The sequence below is a fragment of the Aquibium microcysteis genome, assembly GCF_014495845.1.
Taxonomy (GTDB): domain Bacteria; phylum Pseudomonadota; class Alphaproteobacteria; order Rhizobiales; family Rhizobiaceae; genus Aquibium; species Aquibium microcysteis.
Genome location: NZ_CP061080.1, coordinates 1,168,202 through 1,181,185 on the forward strand (window position 1 = coordinate 1,168,202; position 12,984 = coordinate 1,181,185).

At 69.9% G+C, this 12,984-nt stretch carries 12 protein-coding genes; 4 read left to right on the top strand and 8 right to left on the bottom strand.

All coding sequences use genetic code 11. The annotated features are described in order from the left end of the window. Together IAI54_RS05225 and IAI54_RS05230 are read left to right on the top strand one after the other, a co-directional pair. The gene (locus tag IAI54_RS05225; RefSeq protein ID WP_187971345.1) at positions 1–2,046 is read left to right on the top strand and encodes a vWA domain-containing protein; all 2,046 of its coding nucleotides are present in this window, start codon (positions 1–3) and stop codon (positions 2,044–2,046) included. A 567-nt stretch (positions 2,047–2,613) separates the two neighbouring features. After that, positions 2,614–3,525 (top strand): helix-turn-helix transcriptional regulator, encoded by a 912-nt coding sequence (locus IAI54_RS05230; RefSeq protein WP_187971346.1) that lies wholly within the window; start codon positions 2,614–2,616, stop codon positions 3,523–3,525. A 30-nt stretch (positions 3,526–3,555) separates the two neighbouring features. Here IAI54_RS05230 and IAI54_RS05235 read toward each other — a convergent pair whose 3' ends face one another. The 8 genes from IAI54_RS05235 to IAI54_RS05270 form a co-directional block, all read right to left on the bottom strand. Continuing rightward, positions 3,556–3,951, bottom strand: coding sequence for a DsrE family protein (locus IAI54_RS05235; protein WP_187971347.1), 396 nt, complete (start codon positions 3,949–3,951; stop codon positions 3,556–3,558). A 68-nt stretch (positions 3,952–4,019) separates the two neighbouring features. Then, complete coding sequence (locus IAI54_RS05240) at positions 4,020–4,811, bottom strand: enoyl-CoA hydratase/isomerase family protein (protein ID WP_187971348.1); 792 nt, start codon at positions 4,809–4,811, stop codon at positions 4,020–4,022. A gap of 82 nt (positions 4,812–4,893) precedes the next feature. Then, positions 4,894–5,343 (bottom strand): hypothetical protein, encoded by a 450-nt coding sequence (locus IAI54_RS05245; protein ID WP_187971349.1) that lies wholly within the window; start codon positions 5,341–5,343, stop codon positions 4,894–4,896. Between the two features lie 72 nt (positions 5,344–5,415). Continuing rightward, the gene (locus IAI54_RS05250; protein WP_187971350.1) at positions 5,416–6,648 is read right to left on the bottom strand and encodes a hypothetical protein; all 1,233 of its coding nucleotides are present in this window, start codon (positions 6,646–6,648) and stop codon (positions 5,416–5,418) included. A gap of 48 nt (positions 6,649–6,696) precedes the next feature. Next, a complete protein-coding gene (locus IAI54_RS05255; RefSeq protein ID WP_187971351.1) occupies positions 6,697–7,746 on the bottom strand; it encodes an AraC family transcriptional regulator in 1,050 nt (349 codons plus the stop codon). A gap of 212 nt (positions 7,747–7,958) precedes the next feature. Further along, complete coding sequence (locus IAI54_RS05260; protein WP_187971352.1) at positions 7,959–8,732, bottom strand: hypothetical protein; 774 nt, start codon at positions 8,730–8,732, stop codon at positions 7,959–7,961. Positions 8,733–8,843: 111 nt separating this feature from the next. Continuing rightward, positions 8,844–9,863: a betaine--homocysteine S-methyltransferase gene (gene bmt / locus IAI54_RS05265; RefSeq protein WP_187971353.1), complete on the bottom strand. Its 1,020-nt coding sequence runs from the start codon at positions 9,861–9,863 to the stop codon at positions 8,844–8,846. A 59-nt stretch (positions 9,864–9,922) separates the two neighbouring features. Further along, positions 9,923–10,768: a helix-turn-helix domain-containing protein gene (locus tag IAI54_RS05270; RefSeq protein WP_187971354.1), complete on the bottom strand. Its 846-nt coding sequence runs from the start codon at positions 10,766–10,768 to the stop codon at positions 9,923–9,925. Positions 10,769–10,921: 153 nt separating this feature from the next. Here IAI54_RS05270 and IAI54_RS05275 point away from each other — a divergent pair, with 153 nt between their 5' ends. Both IAI54_RS05275 and IAI54_RS05280 read left to right on the top strand, forming a co-directional pair. Further along, positions 10,922–11,932, top strand: a complete 1,011-nt coding sequence (locus tag IAI54_RS05275; protein ID WP_187971355.1) for a fatty acid desaturase — start codon at positions 10,922–10,924, stop codon at positions 11,930–11,932. 68 nt (positions 11,933–12,000) lie between these two features. After that, a complete protein-coding gene (locus tag IAI54_RS05280) occupies positions 12,001–12,852 on the top strand; it encodes a phosphate/phosphite/phosphonate ABC transporter substrate-binding protein (protein ID WP_187971356.1) in 852 nt (283 codons plus the stop codon). The last annotated feature ends 132 nt before the right edge of the window (positions 12,853–12,984 follow it).

A 12,984-nucleotide genomic window follows, 5' to 3' on the forward strand; every position in this document is an offset into this window, starting at 1 on the left:
ATGGCAAGGGACGAATTCGACATCCTGCGCGACCGGCGCCCGCCGCGCCCCGACGAGGCGGCGAAGCAGCGCGCGCTGGCTGCGGCGATGGAAGCCTTCGACGAAAATTTTCCGGAGGCCACCCAAGGAACGGCCACGACGCAGCGTCCCAGCACCAGAACCCCGTCGTTCTGGAGCAGGATCATGGACCGCAGATTTCTATCCACCCCCGCCATCGCCGGCATTCTGGCGCTGCCGGCGGCCGGCTATGCCGCCTACATGCTGGTGAGCGGGAGCCCGTTCGGCCGCCAGAGCCCCTTCGTCGACAGCCGGGTGGAGCAGGGGCCGGCACCGAAGGCCGCCGCGCCGGCCGAGCCTTCGCCTGCCGAAGCCACCCCGATCGCCGAAGCCGAAGAGGCCGCCCGCGCCTTCGCCGACGACGAAGGCGCGGTGCAGGCCGACCGGTCCCTCGACGCCGCGCCGCCGCCCGCCGCGCCGGCCATCTCGGCGCCGCTCGCGGAGGCGCCGGCGCGGCTGATGACGCGCGAGGCGGCGCCCGGCGCCCGGATCGCCAGCCAGCCGCAGCCGTCGGCGGTGATGCCCGTGCCGGCCGATCCCATTCCGCTGGCGCAGGAGAACCGCGACCGGATCGAGGCCTTCGACACGAACCCGGTGCGCTCGGCGCTGGAACACCCGGTCTCCACCTTCTCGGTCGACGTCGACACCGCCTCCTACGCCTTCGTGCGCTCGTCGTTGAAGAGCGGCATCCTTCCGCAGGCCGACACCGTGCGCGTCGAGGAGATGATCAACTATTTTCCCTACGACTGGCCGGGTCCGCGGGACGCCGCCACGCCGTTCAACGCCACCGTCAGCGTGATGCCGACGCCCTGGAACGACCAGACCAAGCTGATGCACGTCGCCATCAAGGGCTACGATCTGCAGCCGGCCGAAAAGCCGGCCTCCAACCTCGTCTTCCTGATCGATACCTCGGGCTCGATGAACCAGCCCGACAAGCTGCCGCTCCTGAAGAACGCCTTCCGCCTGCTGGTCGACCGGCTGACGGAGAAGGACACGGTGTCGATCATCGCCTATGCCGGCAGCGCCGGCACGGTTCTCGCGCCGACGGAGGGGTCGCGGAAGGAGGAGATCCTCGCCGCGCTCGACCGGCTCGACGCCGGCGGCTCGACGGCCGGCGAGGCGGGGCTGCGGCAGGCCTACCGGCTGGCGCAGGAGAACTTCATCGACGGCGGCGTCAACCGGGTGATGCTGGCGACCGACGGCGATTTCAACGTCGGCCAGACCTCCGACGAGGACCTCGAGCGGCTGATCGAGGAAAAGCGTGCAAGCGGCGTCTTCCTCTCCGTCTTCGGATTCGGCCGCGGCAACTACAACGACCGGATGATGCAGACGATCGCCCAGAACGGCAACGGCGTCGCCGCCTATATCGACACGCTGGCCGAGGCCGAGAAGACGCTGGTCCAGGAGGCGTCGTCGACGCTCTTCCCGATCGCCAAGGACGTCAAGATCCAGGTCGAGTTCAATCCGGCCACCGTCACGGAGTACCGGCTGATCGGCTACGAGACCCGCGCGCTCGCCCGCGAGGATTTCAACAACGACCGCGTCGACGCCGGCGACATCGGTTCGGGTCATTCGGTGACCGCCATCTACGAGATCACGCCGAAGGGCAGTCCGGCGCAGCTGATCGACGACCTGCGCTACGGCGAGGCGAAGACCGGCGATGCGCCCGGCATCGCCCATGGCGGCGAATACGCCTTCGTGAAGATCCGCTACAAGCGGCCGCACGAGGACGTCTCGACGCTGATCGAGACGCCGGTGACGGCCGAAAACGAGATCGCCGCCTTCGACGCGGCGGGCGAGGACCAGCGCTTCTCGGTCGCCGTCGCAGCCTTCGGTCAGAAGCTGAGGGGCACGGACCAGACCTCCGGCCTCGGCTACGACCGGATCATCGACATCGCCACCGCCGCCCGCGGCGCCGACCCGTTCGGCTACCGCGCGGAGTTCCTCCAGCTCGTGCGCCTCGCCTCGGCGCTCGACGCGAGGCGGTAGGGGCGGCGGGACACCGCGGCAGCCGGGCGGGGCGGGGGCGCCCGGGTACCCGGCCGGCCGCGGTGTCCACCCACGGGCGGGCGAAGGGCCGGCGGTCTTTTCGATTGCCCCTCGGCGCTGCCCCTCATCCGCCTGCCGGCACCTTCTCCCCGCAAGCGGGGAGAAGGTGTCACGGCCGCGACATCGGCACCAGGTAGGCGACCTCTGCGACTGGCGAAGCCGTCGGTGACGGCGTTCTTCTCCCCGTTTTACGGGGAGAAGGTGCCGGCAGGCGGATGAGGGGCGGCGCGAAGGTCGAAGGCAAAGGCCAGTAGTGTGAGGCAGGCCGGCGGGGCGAGGGTTCCGCCGGCCTATTCGCGTCGCGGCGGGGCATGGCCCCCGCGTCGACCGCCGCATTCGCCGCGTCGGCGCAGGGGGATCGCGGCGGCCGGGCCACACATGATCGTGTCCGCGGCGTGAACTCGTCCGCGTTGACGCGGCGGCGTCGGCGCCACTAGCTTCTGCGCGGGCGCCCGGTGCTGCCCAGGGTTGTGCGGCCCATTCCGAAGCATGCCGGCAAGAGGTTGGATGCGTTACGCTTTTGAGGAGACCCCGCCACAGGCGCGCATCATGCTGCCGGCCGTCCGGCAGTCGCAGACCAGCGGCGTGATCGGCGTCGCGGAGGCCTGGGACCTCGCCTTCTGCCTCTGGCGTGCGCCGGTCGGCTTCGACGTCTCGATCCCGGCGCTGGACCACGTCACCATCAGCATCCTCGACGAAGGTCCGCCCTTCATGCGCATGGACGGGCGCTGGCGCGGACGAACGGGCGGCAAGGAGGCGGATGCGTTCCTGCTCTATCCGGGCGGCTACGACCGCCGCTGGATCGCGCCGGGCGACACGACCGGCCGGCACTACTACCTCAAGCCGGGCCTCGTGGCGGCGGCGGCGCGCGAACTCGGCCGCAGCGACGAGCCAGCCCTGCGCGAGGATCGCGTGTTCGCGCATGACGCCGACCTGCGCCTGATGCTCGACCAGTATGTCCGGCGCGGCGTCGACCCGGTGGCCCCGCCTCAGCCGATCGAGATGGACCTGCGGGCGATGCTGATCGGCATGCGCCTGGTCGGCTTCCATTCCGCCGGTTCGGGCCCGGCTGTCCCGCCGCGCATCGGGGCGCTGTCGCCCCGGCGGCTGCGGATGGTGACCGGCGCCGTCGAGGCCTGGCTCGACCAGGAGGTGTCGCTCGACCGGCTCGCGGCGGTTGCCGGCCTCGGCAAGTACCATTTCGTCACCGCCTTCCGTCAGGCCACCGGACTGACGCCGCACCGCTTCGTCACGCTGCGCCGCATCGAGCGTGCCAAGGCGGCGCTGGCGGGCGACGAACCGATCACGAGCGTCGCACTCGCCTGCGGCTTTTCCTCCCACCAGCATTTCACAACCGTCTTCCGGCGCGAGACCGGCGCGACGCCGTCGCAGTGGCGGCGCCGGATCCGCGGCCGGTGAGCCGGTGCGGTCGCGCTGCCGTCCGCCGGATCAGAACGTGACGATCTGGCGTCCTTCGTCGAGCAACCGGCGCAGCGACGCGTGGCCGCGGTCATCGACGAGAAAAGGGACGTCGGCCGCCTTCAGCGCATCGGCGACGCCGTAGGCGCCGGCACAGTAGCCGCAGACCCCGCGCAGGGCGGGCGCCGCCGCGGCATAGGCCTTGTGCAGGTCGTGCTTCCGGGACAGCACGGCGGCGAGCGTCGCCGAACCGCCGCCGTCGAAGATCAGGACGACGTCGTCGCCATGGGCGAGGAGTTCGGCCACGAAGCCGAAGGCGCGATAGGCGCGGCTCGGCGCTTCCGTGGTGACGTTGGAATAGACGACGACGGCGACCTTGTGGCGCTTCTCGTCTCCTCCGGCTGCGGCGGTACCGGGTTCCTGCATGGTTCGTTTCCTTGCGCTGGATGATGGTCGACCGGGGCCGGCAGAACCGCCGGGCCCCGTGGTGCCGTTCACGACGGGAGCGTCTTCACGAGGGCGGCTGCCGAGGCGCCTTCGAGGCTGAGCCCATAGCCGACTTCGGCCACGATCCTGAGCTTCAGCGGCTGGACGAAGTGGATGCGCGCGTTTCGCCGCGTGACCTCGGGCGCCTTCAGGAAACGGTCGGCGAGCTGGTGCGCGCGTTCGAGCGCGGCGCCATCGGGAACGACCTCGTTGACGACGCCCCACTCGGCCGCCATCGCCGCGCTGATCGGCATCGGGTCGAGCAGCCAGGACTGCGCCCGTCCTGGCCCGGCGCGGTAGGACCAGGTCGTGAAGATGCCGTCGCCGGGAACGATGCCGCCGGAAAAATGCGGCAGGTCGGAAAAGGTGGCGCCTTCGCCGGCCACGATGACGTCTGCCATCAGGGCGTACTCCGAGTGGATATGCGCGCGGCCTTCCACCGCCGCGATCATCGGCACGCGGATGTTGGCGAGGTTCTCCAGGATCTGGACGCCCTCGTCATGGACCTTTGACCACACGTCGGGATCGCCGACATTGCCGAAGGTCGCGAAATCGATCTGCGCCATCCAGTCGCCGGCGCCGGTGAGGATGACGATCCGGTTGTCGCGGTCCTGGCCGATCCGGTAGAAGGCCTCGGTGAACTCGCTGTGGTCGCGTGCAGTGAAGGTGATGGGGCCGCCGGCGCCGTCGTTGATGGTGACGGTGAGCACGCCGCGCGGGTCGCGGTTCATGTGCAGGCCGCGGGCATGGCCGAAATAGGCGGGAACCGGCTCCTGCGCCGGCGTGACGTCGCTGTGCATGGAATGTCCTCCTGGACGGGAGCTGAAAAACGGCCGATCGCGGACGCTGCATTTCGACCGGGCCGCGGGCGGCCGCAGGGCGTCAGGCGCCGTAGCGGCGGGTAAAGCCCTTCAGCGAGACCGACTGGTCCATCCGCATGATGCCCGCATCCTCGATCGTCACGTGCGCCTCCAGCCCGCGCTTGAACCCAAGGAGGAGCGTCTGCGCTGCCGGATCGTCGGGGCCGATCACCAGTTCGCACATGCTGGCGCCACCGGCGGGGAAGCGGCATTCGCTTTCGGAGAAGACGTGGTCGAGCGCGAACACCGGCGCGCGATCGATGCGCACGGTGAGGCGCGACCCGGCGACGCCGGTCATTTCCGCGCGCAGCGTGACGGTCGTGCCGCCTGCACCGCGCTCGAAGGAGAAGACGACGTGGCGCATGCCGGCCTGGCCGATCTCGACGGTGACGGGCTCGGCTGTCGCGCGGGTCGGCCCGGTGGCCACGGCCGCGACGGCAAGGGTGCAGACGGCGAGATGGAGGGGGAGCATCCGGTGTTCCTTTCGGCGGTCCTTTGGGATTGGGGGGAGGGATCCGGGCCGGGGGACCCGGATCCCGCTGCCTCAGTTGATGCGGTAGACAACCGGGCAGTTGACGAGGAAGCCCACGGCCTGGGGCGGGCCGCCCGCGATCGACACGACGATGCCCTTGGCGCCGGCATTCTCGATGTCGATGGCGTTGGTGAGCTTCGTGCGCCATCCCTTCTCGATCGCCTCCTCGGTCCACAGGACCGGGAAGAGGCGCCAGATCGGGCTGTAGTCGAGGTTGATCGTCGGGATGCCTCCCAGCACGTTGAGCGGACCGTGGCCGCCGTCCGACAGCGCCGAGTTGACGCCCTGGCGGAACGGATGGTCGATGCCGGTCGGGCCGTTGACGAAGACGTAGATCCGCTCGGCCGACTCGCCGGGCGCGGCATCCTCCAGCGCGAACGGCGTGTCGTTGAGCGCGGGCGTCAGGATCGCCCCCTCGAGCGTCGCCACCACCGGATCGTTGGCTTCGGTCGACAGGTAGAAGATCGGCTTGCCGAAAGTGTAGCCGAGCGTCATCTGCAGCGTCACCGTGCCGTCGCGCGGGCAGATCGCGGTGACCTTGTCGTGCACGATGCTCTTGTCGACGGCGCCCTCGCACATGGCGTTGAGCGTCTCCTCGGACGCGTCGAAGGCAACCATGGGCATGTTGAAGACGGCGTTCTTGCCGTTCTCGAACTGGACGAGCGGCGAGTAGTCGGCATCGCCGATCGCGCCGGGCTGCGCGGATTTCGGCGGGAAGAAGTTCGGTGCGTCGCCGGGCGTCACCGAATGCTCCGGCTTGAAGTCGACCTTGCCGGAGGCGAAGACGAAGGTGCCGTCCTTCTCGATCCGGGCGCTGCGGGTCGCCTTGCCGATCAGGCCGTAGGCGAGCTTGGCGGAGTAGTTGATGCCGTGCAGGTTGGCGAGGTTCTCGTCGGTGACGTCGGTGAGCACCGACCACACGAGTTCGCCCGACTCCAGCCGGCCCTTGCGCAGCGGCACCGTCATCGTCCCTTTCTCGAGGTCGATGTGGGCCGATTTCATCAGGAGCACCGGGCCGAGGAAACTCGGGTTCACCTCGGACGGGGAGGGCTGGGCCACCACGATGTGCTCGTCGGGGAAGATGGCGCCCGGCGCGGGCCGCGCCTCATGCAGGGGGGCGCCTTCGGTGCCGCGCACGATCACCTCGGCCGCGGCCGGCGCAGCGATGGCGAGCGCCAGCAGGCTGGCGGACAGGGCAAGCAGCGCCGAAGTCGCGCGGCGGACTGAATGGGACGTCGAAAGCATGGAACGGTCTCCGTCGGAATGATGCGAACGCGTCATCGGCTCGCAGGGTCATTCTTCGCCGGGAGACGCCCGGCCTTCTTCCGCTCTCCTGCTCTGATCTTCGTGCTTCCTGCGCTCTTGCCCGGCTCCCATCGGACGCGGAGGCGCGACCGCTCTGGCGTCGCCGGGCGTCGAGTCCGCCGTGCCGCCGCGGCTGCTGCGCAGGCTGCCCGGCGTGGGGAAATCGAGCCGCCGGAACACGTCGTTCATGTGGCTCTGGGAGGAGAAGCCGCAGGCGGTCGCCACCTGCGCGATGGGCAGGGTGCCGCCCAGAAGCATGTCGCGCGCCCGCGTCGCGCGACGACGCATCAGCCAGCGATGCGGCGTCTCGCCGACGCGGGTGCGGAAGGCACGGGTGAAGTGGAAGGGCGACAGGCAGGCGACGCTGGCCATGTCGTCGATCGACAGGTCGGTAGCCAGCTCCGCTTCGATAAAGTCGGCGACACGGCGATAGCGCTCTTCCGACAGCACGGCGGCGCCGTATTTCGGCGACCGCGACAGGTTCGAGTGGCGCCGCACCAGGCCGACGCCGATCTCGATCAGCAGCGCATCGACCAGGCTGCGGTTGGCGAGGCCGGGCTCGGCCTGCTCGCGGCAGAGCTGCTCGGCAAGCGCCGCCAGCGCCGGATCGTTCGACCAGTCGACCTGGTCCATCGAGAAGGCACCGCCACCGGCGTCCTCCACGAGTTCGCGCAGACGGGCGCGGCGGAAGTGCAGCTGCAGCAGTTCGTAGCGTCCCTGCGCCTGCACGTTGGTGGAGATGCCTTCGGGCAGCAGCATCACCTGGCGGGGCCCTGGCGCCTGGCGTCGGTCGCTGCCGCTCAGCCTGAACGTGTGGAAGCGCACGTCCGGCGCCACGTCGGTCGCAAAGAGCAGGATGTCGTGGAAGGTGTCGGGTCCCTCGATCTCGGTGAGGTTGTCGTTGACCTTGCGGACGGCCGAGACGCCGTTGCGCTCGGGAACCGTCCAGAGGTTCCTCGGTCGGTCGGCATACCAGATGGCGGTGTCGTAGCTCTGCAGGCCGGTCGTCGGCCGAAAACCCGTTCGCTCCTGCTGCACGGCTCTCCTCTCCGCCTTCGCGCTGGCCCGGTTCCCGCTTGCGGCGGGGCAGGTTTCAGCGCTGGCAGGGTGGCGCGAAGGAGGCGCCTGGCGCTTCCACGATGTTGCGACCTTGGTCGCTATCGCGAACCAGCATTGCGACGACGAGGCATGCGGGAGCGGCGGTTACGCGGACCGGAGAACAAGGCCTCTGCCGGTCGGTTTCACGAGCGTCAGGCGGCACGCACCACGCAGTGGCGGCAAGCGAGCAGCGCGAGCAGGTAGAGACAGGCCGGCGGCGCGGCGAAGATCAGGGCGAGCGGCCACAGATTGGCCCCGGCCAGGAAGGCGGGGACGGTGTAGAAGATGACAGGTCCCATCGCGAGCAGCGGCAGGGCGGCGGCGGCGCGCCAGAGGCCGCTCCAGCGTCTCAGCGAATGCAGCTGGAGATAGAGGTAGCCGGGAAAGGCGGCAAAGATCGCCAGTGCGATGAGAAGGCCGACCAGCGCCGGAGCGTCGTCGGGCGCGCTGCGCTGCGCCGCTGCGATGCGGCTGTCCTCCTCGGCGCGGAGCGCGTCGACCCAGCCGGGCGTCGACCGCCGCTCGCCTTCGGCCGTCCACCGCAGTTTCGCCGGCAGCGAGCGCGTGTCGATCGCCCGGAACGACGCGTCGTAGGCGGTGACCCGGATCTCGTCGATCACGGCCGGCTTGTAGAAGGCCACCCAGACGAGGGCCGATCCGTGGCCGGCCGGATGCACCGCCGAGGCGTTCATCTTCTGGCCTTCGTCCACCGGGTGCCCGTCGCGGTAGGCCCGTGCCTGGAAGCGCAGGGGCACGTCGCTGCGGTAGTCGACCTGCACCCACAGCGGTTCGTCACGCGCCAGTCGCGCCTCGAGGAACGGCCAGGATCGGGCATCGGTAAAGGCGACGGAAGGCGCGTCTCCGGCGCGCGCGACCGCGGCCAGTGTGAAAAACAGGGCCAGGCAGGCGAAGGCGAGGCGCGGCATGGCGGGTCTCCGGACCATGCCGGAGACTAGCAGGCGGACACGAAGACGGGCTTATCGCGATCGTTCGAATGCAACCGACCGCCGCCGGTGCGGCCGAAAGCCGGACACGCCTCAGCCCCGCGCCCGGCGCCGCTCGCGGCGGGCTTCGCCCGCGGTGCCGGCGCCGCTCTCGCTGGCGATCTTGTTGCGCAGCGGCCCGATGCGGGCGACGACGTCCTCGACCGTCGGCCGCGGCCCGCGGTGGTGGCCGTCGAGCGCCACACGCATGGCGGCCAGGTGTGCGAAGGAGGTGCCGCAACAGCCGCCGATGATCTTCGCCCCCCCGTCGACGGCCAGCCGCACGTAATCGGCCATCAGTTCCGGCGTGCCGGAATAGTGGATCTCGGTGCCGCGGAATTCGGGGATGCCGCAATTGCCCTTGACGATGAGCGTGGCGTCCGGCCGGGCGTCGGCCATGTCGAACAGCGAGGACAGGATGTCGGAGGCGCCGACGCCGCAATTGGCGCCGATGCCGACCGGCTGCTCTGCGAAGGCTTCGGCGACGCCGTGGATGTCCTTCGGGGCGAGCCCCATCATGGTGCGGCCGGCGGTGTCGAAGGAGGCGGTGACGGTGTAGGGCAGGCCGACGCGGATCGCCGCCTCGGCGGCCGCCCGGATCTCGTCGGGCGACGACATGGTCTCGATCCAGGCGACGTCGGCGCCGCCGGCCTTCAGCCCCTCCATCTGCTCGGCGAAGGCGTCGACCGCCTCGTCATAGGTCATGGCGCCGAGCGGCTGCAGCAGTTCGCCGGTGGGGCCGACGGAGCCGGCGACGATGACCTCGCGCCCGGCTGCGTCGGCGATACCGCGGGCGAGCGCGGCGGCGCGGCGGTTGAGGTCGAACACGCGGTCCTGCGCATGGTGCAGCTTCAGCCGGTGGCGCGTCCCGCCGAAGGAGTTCGTCAGGATGATGTCGGCGCCGGCCTCGACGAAGCCGCGATGCAGCGCCTCGATCTTCTCCGGTGCCGTCTCGTTCCAGAGTTCGGGCGCCTCGCCGGATTCGAGGCCCATCGCGAAGAGATTGGTCCCCGTGGCGCCGTCGGCGAGAAGCACGCCCTTTTCGGCGAGGAGCGTATCGATGGGATTGGTCATGGGTGGTCGTCCGACAGGTTGATGGTCGGATAATCATATAAAGAAGTCTTTATATCTCGTCAACGGATGCCGGATTCCATCTCCGCCGCGAAACGCGCCGCCTCATGCGCGTTGACCACCGCGCCGCGGATGAGATTGTCGAAGTGGCGCGTGAGTGCACGGATCGCGGCGGTGGAGTTCAGGACGAGGTAGACGTCGCCGGCATAGATCGCCGCCCGGTAGGGGCCGAAGATCGTGTAGGGCAGGGAGTACCGCTGCCGTCCGTCGTAGAGATAGAGCCGCACGGCGGGGTAGAGTTCGTCGAGAAGCCCGGCCATGTGGCGCAGCTGCGCGCGCCGTGCTTCCGCCGGAAAGCCCGACCAGACGCCCATGCCGGCGGCAAAGATCTCCAGCGCATGGCGCGGCATGCAGATCTCCATGTCGGTCTCGGGCCGGCGCGTGTAGTCGATGCGGTACTGCGTCTCGCCGGCCTGGACCTCGCGGCTGCGCAGCGACACGTCGGACTCGAAGTCGATCAGCGCCTCGGTCCGCAGCAGGTCGGGAATGCCGGCCGGCACGTAGCGGATCTTGGTGCCGGCGGCCTCGGCGTGCCAGCGCGCGAGCGGCGTTCCGTCATAGCCGCCCGTGGCCTCCTCCATCTCGAAGGTCTCGCGCATTTCGCCGGTCAGCCCCTCGTCCTGGCTGAGCCCCATCAGCCAGTCGAGGGAGACGCGATGCTCGGCGGCGATGTTCAACAGCGTCTCGGCCCGCGGCAACCGCGGGGAGGCACCCGACAGGAGTTGCGACAGCGCCGACCGGTCGATGCCGACGTCGGAAGCGAAGGCCGACTGGTTCTTGCCGGAGCGGGCGAGCAGCACCCGCAGTCGCTCCCGGAACAGGCCGGAAAGGTCTCGTTTGTCGACCATGAGTCCGCATCCGTTTACAATGCACAACAGGTGAGGCGAATGCGGCGCAATGTCAACGCTTCGTGCGCAAACGCACGTTGTCTGCGCCGTCAGCTCCTGACACCATCACGTCAGGATCACACGTTCTTGATTCCCACGGGGCGCTTGACAATCATGAGAAGCGACGAGCGAGGCGGGGGCCTCCTTCGTGTCGAATGGCCGACGATACTTCTGATCATCTCCTGCTACGGCGCGTGGCTCGCGCTCGGCCTTGCAGTCTGGCCGGACTGGCCGATACTTGCGATCGTGGGGCTCGGCGTGGTGCTGGCGCTGCAGTCGTCGCTGATGCACGAGGCCTGCCACGGCCATCCGACGCGGTCGGCGCGGCTGAACGAACTGCTCGTCGGCCTGCCGGTCGGGCTCGTCTGGCCCTATCGCCGCTTCAAGGCGGTGCATCTGCGCCACCACGCCGACGACCGCCTGACCGATCCCTTCGACGATCCGGAGAGCTACTACCGCGCGCTGTGGCAGCACGACCGGCTTCCGCGCGCCATGCGGATGCTGCTGGCGATCAACAACACCATGCTCGGCCGCATGCTGCTCAATCCCTGGCTCGGCTCGATCGGCTTCCTGATCGCGGATGCGCGGGCGATCGTGGGCGGCGACCGGGTCATCGGCCGCGCCTGGCTCCTGCACGGGCTGGGGCTCGCCGTCGTCCTGCCGGTGGTCCACTACGGCTTCGGAATGCCGCTCTGGCTCTACGTGATCGGCCCGGTCTGGCTCGGCCAGGCGCTGATCTCGGTGCGCACCTTTGCGGAGCACCAGTGGTCGGAGCGGCCGGATGGACGCACCATCATCGTGGAACGGTCGCCGCTGTCGATCCTCTTCCTCAACAACAACCTGCATCTCGTCCACCACAAGATGCCGAACGTCGCCTGGTACCGGCTGCCGGCGCTGTTTGCCGCGCGGCGTGACGAATGGGTGCGGATGAATGGCGGCTACGTCTTTCCGAACTACCGGACGCTCATCGCCACCTACGCGTTCCGCGCCAAGGAGCCGGTGGTGCACCCCGTGCTGCGCCGCACGCCCGAGCCCGGGCGCGCCTTCCGGCCCCGCGTGCGCAGCCGCTCCGTGGCGGGCCTCGGCGGCATGGCGCCGGTGCCGACCGAGCCGTCGAAGGATTGACCGGGCTCCGGCGCACCGGGCGGCCGGGCGGCCTTGCCATCGCGGCGCGGATCGGGCGTGATGGCGCGATGAGCGTCTTCATTGCAGCCCTTCCCATGTACGACTGGCCCGAGGCCCGCGCCGAGGTCGACGCGCTATGGGCGTCGATGCGCGACCGGCTGCGGGCGGAGGGCATCGAGGCGCCCGAGGCGCTCTGCCGCCGCAACGGCGACCTGCCGGCCGTGCCGGGCGGCATCCGCGATGCGTCCGGCGCCGTGGTCGCGCCGGATCCCGCGACGCTGCCGCCGGACGAATTCGACCTGCCGACGCTGTGGCGGCACCCGGACCTGCTTCTTGCCCAGACCTGCTGGGGACCGATGAACGAGACCGGGCTGGGCGCCCTCGTGCAGGTGGTCGCCCAGCCGGATTATTCGGACGTCCCGGGCGGCGACGGGGCGTTCTATTCGAGCGCCATCGTGATGCGCGCCGGCGATCCGGGCGTGCCCGACGGCGACGTGACCCCGCCGCCGGACGGCGCGGCGCGCCTGCCGCTGGCGGCGATGCGCGGCCGACGGCTGGCCTTCAACGAGAAGCACTCGATGTCGGGCTGGGTGGCGCTTTCGGCGGACCTCCGCGCAGCCGGCGCGGACGTCGCGGTGTTTCCCGGGCTCGTGGCGACCGGCGGCCACCGGGCCTCGATGCAGGCCGTCGCGCAGGGCAGGGCGGATCTCTGCGCGGTGGATTGCCGCAGCCTCGCGCTGGCGCGTCGCTTCGAGCCCGATGTCGCGCACCTGCGCGTCGCCGGATGGACGGCGAAGCGGCTCGGGCTGCCCTATGTCGTCGCGCGACGACTGGCGCATCTGGCGCCGGCGATGGCAAAGGCGCTGCGCATGCCCGACCATGTCGAAGGTCCTGCCGCGACCTGCCTTGCAGAAGCATAGCCGGACGGTGGCGAACCGCCCGCAGGCCGGCAGCTTCCGCAGCGTCATCGCACGAAAGCGTGTGGACGCATGGACGCAGTTGACGCGCGCCCCGGCGTGCTTACCTATTCTTCACATATGACACACACTGTC

Excerpts from the sequence above, each read along its gene's own strand:
- IAI54_RS05225 (WP_187971345.1), top strand. The coding sequence starts at position 1 with ATGGCAAGGGACGAATTCGACATCCTGCGCGACCGGCGCCCGCCGCGC.
- IAI54_RS05275 (WP_187971355.1), top strand. The coding sequence starts at position 10,922 with ATGAGAAGCGACGAGCGAGGCGGGGGCCTCCTTCGTGTCGAATGGCCG.
- IAI54_RS05250 (WP_187971350.1), bottom strand. The coding sequence starts at position 6,648 with ATGCTTTCGACGTCCCATTCAGTCCGCCGCGCGACTTCGGCGCTGCTT.
- IAI54_RS05230 (WP_187971346.1), top strand. The coding sequence starts at position 2,614 with ATGCGTTACGCTTTTGAGGAGACCCCGCCACAGGCGCGCATCATGCTG.
- bmt (WP_187971353.1), bottom strand. The coding sequence starts at position 9,863 with ATGACCAATCCCATCGATACGCTCCTCGCCGAAAAGGGCGTGCTTCTC.
- IAI54_RS05245 (WP_187971349.1), bottom strand. The coding sequence starts at position 5,343 with ATGCTCCCCCTCCATCTCGCCGTCTGCACCCTTGCCGTCGCGGCCGTG.
- IAI54_RS05240 (WP_187971348.1), bottom strand. The coding sequence starts at position 4,811 with ATGCACAGCGACGTCACGCCGGCGCAGGAGCCGGTTCCCGCCTATTTC.
- IAI54_RS05260 (WP_187971352.1), bottom strand. The coding sequence starts at position 8,732 with ATGCCGCGCCTCGCCTTCGCCTGCCTGGCCCTGTTTTTCACACTGGCC.
- IAI54_RS05280 (WP_187971356.1), top strand. The coding sequence starts at position 12,001 with ATGAGCGTCTTCATTGCAGCCCTTCCCATGTACGACTGGCCCGAGGCC.
- IAI54_RS05235 (WP_187971347.1), bottom strand. The coding sequence starts at position 3,951 with ATGCAGGAACCCGGTACCGCCGCAGCCGGAGGAGACGAGAAGCGCCAC.
- IAI54_RS05270 (WP_187971354.1), bottom strand. The coding sequence starts at position 10,768 with ATGGTCGACAAACGAGACCTTTCCGGCCTGTTCCGGGAGCGACTGCGG.